Source organism: Vicinamibacterales bacterium (assembly GCA_036504215.1).
In the GTDB taxonomy this organism is placed as follows: Bacteria; Acidobacteriota; Vicinamibacteria; order Vicinamibacterales; family Fen-181; genus FEN-299.
Window position 1 is genome coordinate 1 of record DASXVO010000066.1, and the last position, 8,216, is coordinate 8,216.

Below are 8,216 nucleotides of genomic sequence, written 5' to 3' on the forward strand. Positions count from 1 at the left end.
GGCCGAGCCGCTGTTTCTCGCCCATACCTGGATCAGGTATGTGCCGGCGACGGTCGGCGTCCAAGAAGCCATGCTGCTCGACGTGCTGTAGCCTTGTGCCAACGTCCACCCCGCTCCTGGGACGTTGATCCAGAATTCGTAGCTGATCGGAACTACGCCCCCGGTTGTCGTTGCAGTCCACGAAATCGGAGTCCCTACAGCCGCTGGGAACGGCTGGTTCGTGGTGAGGCCGGTGATGACCAGCGGTCCCCCCACCGTAACAACGTTCGACGACGTGGACGAGTCCCCCGCGGCGTTGTACGCGAAGACGCGATACGAGTACTGAATCGAGGAAGCAATCGCCCGGTCCGTGTACCCGGTCGCATTCGCAGGCACGGTTGCGACACCCGCCCACGCGCCGCCGTTCGTGGCACGTTCAACCCGGAAACCGAACTCGTTGGATGAATTGTCCGCCCAGGTGAGATCCACTTGGCCGCCGGCCAGCGACGCCGACAGCCCGGTCGGCGCCGCGGGTGGCGCCACGCAGCCGTTTATTGCGCTGAATACGTTCAGACGCCCGCCGGTGACGGTTCGGCCGGCCAGCGCGGGCACGGCATCCACGGTGCTCAGGATTGTCGTCTTCACCCAGGTCGTATCCAGGGCGCAGGCCGAAAGAACCAGCGCAGCCGCCCCCGACACGTGCGGCGTCGCCATCGACGTGCCGCTGTAATACGCGTAGCTGTTGTTCCGCACGGTCGAGGCGATGGAGACCCCCGGAGCGCCAAGATCGACCGTCGTCGCGCCGTAGTTGGAGAACGACGCCAGTTGGTCCCTGTTGTCGGTGGCCGCCACCGCCACCACGTTCGGAGCGTTGAAGTTCGACGGGTAGCTGGCAACGGTGTCGTTGTCGGTGCCCGCGTTGCCTGCCGCCGCGACGAACAGCATGTCGCTCGCGTTCGCCCTGTTGATCTCGTCGAGCAGCGCTTGTGAGAACCCACCCCCGCCCCAACTGTTCGACAACACCCGCACGTTCGCGCCCGCCCCGAATACCTGCTTTGCCTGTATCGCGAAGTCGATCGCGTTGATGGCGTCGGCGATACTGCCGCTGCCCTTCGCGTCGAGGAACTTCGCGCCCATCACGCTCGCTATCCAGTTCACTCCGACGACGCCCGTGCCGTTGTTTCCGACCGCGCCGATGGTGCCCGACACGTGGGTGCCATGGCTGTTGTCGTCCATCGGATCGCACGTGAGCGCGATGGCGTTGAATCCGTGCGTGCCGGCACCGCAGTTGATCGTCCGGCCGCCTATTCTCACGCTGTACGCCGTCGGAGCGGACCAGACGTTTGCCTGCAGATCGGGATGGGTGTAGTCGACGCCGGTGTCGACGACAGCGACGACAGTCGCCCGCGACCCCTTCGTGATGTCCCACGCGAGCGTCGCTTCGATGTCCGCGCCCACCACACCCGCTTGGCCGCCGATCGTCTGGCCCGTGTTCCGGAGCCCCCACAGGAGGCCCATGTACGTGTCGTCGGGAACCGTCCCGATGGCGTGGACCACGTAGTTCGGCTCCGCGTACTCCACGTCGTCACGCTGCGTCAACGCCGCCAGGAGGGCCTCAACGTCGAGACTCTTCGAGTGCAGGCGCCGCACGGCGACGCGCCCGACCTCCTCGTCGCGGTCGGTGTCGGCAAGCCCCTGGATCTCGTCCGGCGTCGGCACGGAGCTAGGAGCGCCCCGGAACTTCACCAGCACCTCGCCGGCAACGACCTCGTGACCCCGATGGACCGCCTTCTGCGGCTGGGAACCAGGTGAGCTGCGCACTGGCACCGACAGGAGCACCAGCGCTGCGGCGACCATGACCGAAGCATGCCTCAACGGCCGGAAACCACTCTGCATATTTGTTCTGGGTGGAACAGATCAAGAATAGCACAGCCCAAGGCCGGAGGGAGCCGCACACCCTGCCTTCGGTCGTCGTCTGACGTTCCTTGGCCGATGCCGGTTGACGATCGGCACATCGAACACATCTGCATACACGCAATCTCGTTGGAGGAGTGGTTGGCACCTCGAGATCCTCACCGACACCAACTCGGCGTGGCTGTTCCCAAGCCGCGAGGCTCGCCTCGGCGTCAACGCTGCTACGATAGGAAGAATGGTGCGTCGTGAAGAAGCCAGCCCTTCGCGGCCGGCTTCCTGCTGTCCGTCTCCAGCGGGTGCAAGTCCCGCCTCGGTAAGCCCCGGAGCGCCGAGTAGCAGATCCCAGGTGGGTGGTGAGAACCGCCCGGCCCGAGCGGGGGGGCAAGCGCCTCTACGGAGGGAGCCAGCACGCGGGCCACAACATCCCGTGAAGCCTGCAGCCTCGACAGATGTACAGCCCGAGAGCCGAACCGGTCATTTCGCGGTGAAGGCCAGGTCTCGCGCACCCCAGTCCGGGGGCGCACGTGCGCGAGGTCTCGGCGGGGTAGGGGGCGTAGCACGCGTGCAAGGAGACGGATGGAACACGAGAGGCCCGTCTGCGCCGCTCGGGTCGGAGCTGGTGCGCTCGTATAAGCCGACGGCGAAAGCGAGGCATGCGCAGCGGGCGTCCGAGGGGGTCGTAGTACCGCGGATCGTCGCGACGAACAACGCGACGGGAGGGAAGGGCCCCTGCGGTGGTCAGGCGAGTGGCGAGGGCACGGGCGAGGGCATGGCCGGCAGGTCCGGTCCCAACTCCCTCAGTGGGCACCCGCCCATCGACAAAGTACGCCACCTTCAACGCTCCCTGTGGGCCGCGGCCAAGCGGTCCCCGGAAGGGCGCTTCCACGCCCTGATGGACCGGATCTGGAGGGCTGACATCCTCTGGGAGGCGTGGGTGCGCGTGCGACGGAATCGCGGCTCGGCGGGCGTCGACCGTGCGACGCTGGCGGAGATCGAGCAGCGCGGCGGCGAGGCGTTTCTGACGGACCTCGGCCACGCGTTGCGCAACGGGACGTATCGGCCGCAGCCGGTCCTGCGACGAGACATTCCCAAGGCGGACGGCCGTCAGCGGCCGCTCGGCATTCCCACCGTCCGAGACCGAGTCGCCCAGATGGCGGCGAAGCTGGTGCTGGAACCGATCTTCGAGGCGGACTTCCGTCCCTCGTCGTATGGGTTTCGGCCGAGGCGGAGCGCGACGCAGGCGCTGGAAGTCCTCCGGGTGCAGGGCGCCCGCGGGGGCAACCATGTGCTGGATGCGGACATCCGGGACTACTTTGATTCCATCCCGCATGACTTAGTTGAACGGGCCGTGGCGCACCACACGCGCATCCCGTGGGTCCGGTTGTACATTGCGCGGTGGCTTCGTGCGCCGGTGCAGCGTCCAGACGGCACGCGGGATGAACGGACCAAGGGCACCCCGCAGGGCGGGGTCATTAGTCCGCTGCTGGCCAACCTCATCCTGCACTATGCGTTCGACCTCTGGATGCAGCTGGCGTTTCCGGGCGTCCAATTCGAGCGCTATGCGGACGATGCCATCGTCCATTGCAGGAGTGAGCGACAGGCTCGGGCGGTGATGGACGCCATCCGCGGTCGCTTCGCGCAGTGCGGTCTGGAGCTTCATCCGACCAAGACCCGGATTGTCTACTGCAAGGACGACGACCGGCCGAGGGATTACGAACACGTCGCGTTCGATTTCCATGGGTACGCCTTCCAGCCTCGGCGAGCAAAGAATCGCAGGGGGACATTCTTCGTCAGCTTTCTCCCGGCGATGAGCGCCAAGGCCGCCACGGCGGTGCGGAAAACCATTCGCGAGTGGCGGATGGCCTCCACCAGGAACAACCAGCGCCTGGAGGATTTGGCCCGCGTCGTCAACCCGGTGGTCCGTGGGTGGATGAACTACTACGGGCGGTACTATCGCTCGAAGTGCGTTCAGGTACTCCGCCATCTCAACGAGGCCCTCGCGGCTTGGGCGCGTCGGAAGTACCAACGGTTTTACCGTCGAGAACGTGCGTCGATGCACTGGCTGGGCCGCATCGCGCGACGGGACCCGAGCATGTTTGTCCTGTGGCAACTCGGCGTGAAACCCGACGCGGGAGGGTAGGAGCCGGATGAGGCGAGAGTTTCACGTCCGGTTCTGTGAGGGCGGAGGGGTGCAATTCCCCTCCGCTACTCGACTCGTGGTGATGTGCCGCACGCGGGCCGCGGTCGAGGAAGCCCAGCGCCGCGTGGGCGCGGTGCTCACGCGACTCGGGCTCGAACTGCATCCGGAGAAGACCCGGCTGGTCGATCTCTCGTGGGGGCACGGGGGCCTCGACTTTCTCGGGTGTCACCTACGCAAGCGCCTGAGTGGCCCCATTTGGGAGCGGGAGCGGAAACGCATCTACTTCCTGCAGCGGTGGCCGTCGCAGCGCGCGATGCGTCAGGTGCGGGCTCGTCTGCGAGCGCTGACGCCGCGGTCGCGCTGCCACGCGGATCTGCGCACGGTCATTGCGCGCGTGAATCCTGTGGTGCGCGGCTGGGGCCAGTACTTTCGGACGGGCAACGCGGCGACGCGGTTTCTCCAACTGGACCGCTACGTCGAGGACCGGCTGCGCGGGCTCCTGCTAAAGCGGCACGGCTCTCGCTTGGCGCCCGGACGGGCAAACGCGTGGCGTCGTCCCTTCTTCGAGGCCTTGGGGCTCTGCCGGCTTCGGCGGCACCGTCCAGTATCCGGGGGCGGCGTAATGCCGCGCCCAGACCGACCACCCGAAAGCCGTGTGCGGGAAATCCGCACGCACGGTTTGAACGGGGGGCTTACCAACACCCGGCCGGCCCGTCCGGCTGGCTTCAAGTAGGATCTACCAGTGCGCCGGAAGGCTGAAGAGTACCGCAGAACACGCGAAGAGCTGGCTGACTGGCTTTACCTCACCGTGTTGTGGGGGACCAAATGGCGCGCCTACACACCCTGGGAGGAGCGAGGCCCTGTCCGGGAGAGCGCTCGAGGGTCAGGTCAGCACGAAAACTCTGATAGATACAGCCATCTAAACGCCAAGGGAGATCCCCCGACACTGCCGAGGTGGCAATAGGAGAGTGTTTGTGAATTCACCGGTTGCTGGCGGCGCCGGATTCATCGGCTCATCGATCGCCCAAGAGCTCTGTCAGGCGGGCCACGAGGTTACGGTCATAGACAACCTCGTGTCCGACCCTGGCGGAGGCGTTCAGTGAAAGTCCTTGTAACCGGCTCCCGCGGCTTCGTTGGGCAGAACCTATGCACCGAACTCGCCCGCCGCAAAGGTGTCGAGTTGGCCGAGTACGACGTGGACGATCCGCTCAAGACGCTCGATGACAGCCTTGCGGATGCGGACGTTGTCTTCCACCTAGCCGGCGTGAACCGACCTATGAGCCCAGACGAGTTCCGGGCTGTCAATGTCGATCTGACCGAAGAAGTGTGTCGAAAGCTGGCCGCCCTCGGACGCTGGCCAAAGGTCATCCTGGCGTCGTCGATTCAGGCGGCGTTCGACAATCCCTACGGCGTCAGCAAGCGCACCGCCGAAGAGGCGCTGGAGCGCTACGCCCAAGACGGCGGAGCGCCGGCAGTTGTCTATCGGCTGAAGAACCTCTTTGGCAAATGGTGCCGCCCGAACTACAACTCTGTGACCGCTACGTTCTGCCACAACATCGCAAACGACATCCCGATTCAGATCTCCGACTCGGCGAACCTCGTTGACCTGACGTACATTGACGAAGTCGTCTCCGCCTTCGTTGGCGAGCTGGACGACCGGACTCCTGGAATTCGGTTCGCCGCGCCACTCCCGTCTCGCCAGATCACGTTGGGCGACCTCGCAAGCCTCATCGGGAGCTTCCGCGACTCTCGTGACAGCCTGCTCTTGCCGGATTTCTCACAGTCATTCGTCCGCCAACTGTACGCAACCTACTTGTCTTACCTGCCGAGCGATCGATTCGCGTACAGCTTGAACATCAAGACCGACCAGCGCGGAAGCCTGGCTGAGTGCATCAAACAGCCGGCCTTCGGATTGTTCTTCGTGTCGCACACCAAACCCGGCATCACCCGCGGGAATCACTACCATCACACGAAGACGGAGAAGTTCATGGTCGTGTCGGGCGAGGCGATCATCCGGTTCCGGCATATCCTGAGCAGCCAGGTCACCGAGTACCGAGTCAGCGGCGACCAGTATCAAGTGGTGGACATCCCTCCCGGATACACTCACTCGATTGAGAATGTCGGCGACACCGACCTCGTAACGCTCTTTTGGGCCTGCGAGGTTTTCGACCCCAGCCGCCCCGACACGATCTTCTTGCCGGTTTCGAAATGAAAAGGCTCATGCCATGAAGGTTGTCACCGTCGTCGGAACCCGTCCGGAGATCATTAGGCTGTCAAGAGTGATGGCGGCACTTGATCGAGCCGTGGAGCACGTAATTGTCCACACGGGCCAAAACTACGACTACGAGCTGAATCAGGTCTTCTTCGAAGATCTCGAGATTCGAAGACCGGATCACTTCCTGAACGCCGCTGCAGAGAGTGTGTGCGGTACCGTGGGGCGACTGGTGGCGAAGGTCGATGACGTGCTGCTGGAGCTGAAGCCGGACGCGCTTCTGGTGCTTGGTGACACAAACAGTTGCCTTGCCGCCTATCCGGCGAAGCGAAGGAAGATTCCGGTTTTCCACATGGAAGCCGGCAATCGATGCTTCGACCAGCGGGTACCCGAGGAGATCAACCGACGGATTGTCGACCACATCTCCGACATCAACATGCCCTATAGCAGCATTTCTCGCGAGTACCTATTGCGCGAGGGGATTTCGCCAGACCGCGTCATCAAGACGGGAAGCCCGATGTTCGAGGTGCTGCACCACTACATGCCGAAGATCCTGGGAGCACCCGTCCTGGAGAGACTGGAGTTGGCGCCGCGAGACTTCTTCGTCGTGAGTGCGCACCGGGAGGAGAATATCGACTCCCCGGAGCAGTTCGCGAAACTTGTCCGGGTGCTCAACGGGTTAGCGGAGACCTTCGGGAAGCGCGTGATCCTGTCAACACACCCTCGCACGAGAAAGAGGATCGAGGCCACTGGGACGGTTCTCAATTCGAACGTCGAACTCATGAAACCCTTCGGCTTCTGCGACTACGTGAGGCTGCAGATGAACGCGAAGGCCGTTCTTTCCGACAGCGGCACGATCAGCGAGGAAAGCTCGATCTTGAACTTCCCTGCGTTGAACATCCGAAACGCTCACGAGCGGCCTGAGGGATTCGAGGAGGCATCCGTGATGATGGTCGGCCTCGAGTGGCAGCGGATTCACGATGCGCTGGGGATTCTCGACACTCAGCTTCGCGGCGCCGAACGAACGCTCCGCCCAGTCACCGACTACTCGGTTCCTAACGTCAGCGAGAAGGTGGTTCGCATCATCGTCAGCTACGCGGACTACGTGAACCGGACGGTGTGGCACAAGGGGTAGGAGCTGAATCCCCAACGACGCAGTTTGGGGACTGGGACGACGTTACGATGCGCTGTCGTACTGGGCGTCGTCCGCTGGTGCGACCGAGGTGGACTTTCTGATCCATCGCGACAAGGGGTTCGTCGCCATCGAGGTGAAGGCGAAGCCGCATCTCGGGCCCTGCGACTTCGCCGGCCTGAAGGCGATCGCCGACCTGCTCGTCGCCGAGCTCAGTGCGTGATGAGCGTGTCGAACCATGCAGGCGCGCGTCGATCGAACATGAGAGCGCAGCCTGAAGACGAGAAACGTGAGTTGGGCGACGACGCGGGGGAGTGGAATCGTCCCGTGAGTTCCAACCTGCGACCGGAGGCTTCCCGGCCGTCGGACGGCTCTCTGGCCGACGTTCAACGGGCGTTCCTCGCGCGGTTCGTGGAATGCGCCCTCGACCACTACGGCGCGCGCCTGGTCTCCCTCGTGGTCTTCGGTTCGGTCGGGCCCTGACCGCCGGGCCCGAGTCGGACCTCGACGTGCTCATCGTGGCGTCCGATCTCCCCGATGGGCGGGTTCCGCGCGTTTGCGACTTCGCGGGCGTCGAACAGGCACTGGCACCCGACCTGGTGCTCGCGGGCCGGCACGGCTGGGCGACCGAGATCTCCCCGGTCTTCCAGACCCCGGCGGAGGTTGGCGCCGGCAGCCCCTTGTTCCTCGACATGGTCGACCGAACTGCCCACTCCATCCGACGCGATCAACCTCGCCTTCGTCCGCCGGGTATTGGGCCCGGAACACGTCGCGACCGCGGCAATTGTGTGCCGGGCGCGCAACGGGTACCCGCTTGGTGACGGAATCGACGTCAAGAC

At 64.4% G+C, this 8,216-nt stretch carries 8 protein-coding genes; 6 read left to right on the forward strand and 2 right to left on the reverse strand.

The features are described from left to right. A partial coding sequence (locus VGK32_18880) for a S8 family serine peptidase (protein HEY3383832.1) occupies positions 1–1,836 on the reverse strand: 1,836 nt, incomplete at its 3' end. Positions 1,837–2,785: 949 nt separating this feature from the next. Between VGK32_18880 and ltrA the strand changes: the two genes are divergently transcribed. The 6 genes from ltrA (at position 2,786) to VGK32_18910 (ending at position 7,600) form a co-directional block, all read left to right on the forward strand. Continuing rightward, complete coding sequence (gene ltrA / locus VGK32_18885; GenBank protein ID HEY3383833.1) at positions 2,786–4,033, forward strand: group II intron reverse transcriptase/maturase; 1,248 nt, start codon at positions 2,786–2,788, stop codon at positions 4,031–4,033. Positions 4,034–4,040: 7 nt separating this feature from the next. Then, positions 4,041–4,766 (forward strand): group II intron maturase-specific domain-containing protein, encoded by a 726-nt coding sequence (locus tag VGK32_18890; protein ID HEY3383834.1) that lies wholly within the window; start codon positions 4,041–4,043, stop codon positions 4,764–4,766. Positions 4,767–5,007: 241 nt separating this feature from the next. Next, positions 5,008–5,136, forward strand: a complete 129-nt coding sequence (locus VGK32_18895) for an NAD-dependent epimerase/dehydratase family protein (protein HEY3383835.1) — start codon at positions 5,008–5,010, stop codon at positions 5,134–5,136. After that, entirely contained in the window at positions 5,133–6,245 is a 1,113-nt protein-coding gene (locus VGK32_18900; GenBank protein ID HEY3383836.1) for an NAD-dependent epimerase/dehydratase family protein, read from the forward strand. Before VGK32_18895 ends, VGK32_18900 begins: the two co-directional genes overlap by 4 nt. Before the next feature lie 13 nt (positions 6,246–6,258). Continuing rightward, positions 6,259–7,380 carry a UDP-N-acetylglucosamine 2-epimerase (non-hydrolyzing) gene (gene wecB / locus VGK32_18905; GenBank protein HEY3383837.1) on the forward strand — a complete coding sequence of 374 codons (1,122 nt, stop codon included), beginning with the start codon at positions 6,259–6,261 and terminating at the stop codon, positions 7,378–7,380. 52 nt (positions 7,381–7,432) lie between these two features. Then, on the forward strand, positions 7,433–7,600 hold the full coding sequence (locus VGK32_18910; protein ID HEY3383838.1) for a hypothetical protein: 168 nt from the start codon (positions 7,433–7,435) through the stop codon (positions 7,598–7,600). 208 nt (positions 7,601–7,808) lie between these two features. Here VGK32_18910 and VGK32_18915 read toward each other — a convergent pair. After that, the coding region (locus VGK32_18915; GenBank protein ID HEY3383839.1) for a hypothetical protein at positions 7,809–8,216 on the reverse strand (408 nt) is incomplete at its 5' end.

Bases quoted from the DNA above. Each gene is read 5' to 3' on its own strand.
- wecB (HEY3383837.1), top strand. From the start codon at position 6,259: ATGAAGGTTGTCACCGTCGTCGGAACCCGTCCGGAGATCATTAGGCTG.
- ltrA (HEY3383833.1), top strand. From the start codon at position 2,786: ATGGACCGGATCTGGAGGGCTGACATCCTCTGGGAGGCGTGGGTGCGC.
- VGK32_18890 (HEY3383834.1), top strand. From the start codon at position 4,041: ATGAGGCGAGAGTTTCACGTCCGGTTCTGTGAGGGCGGAGGGGTGCAA.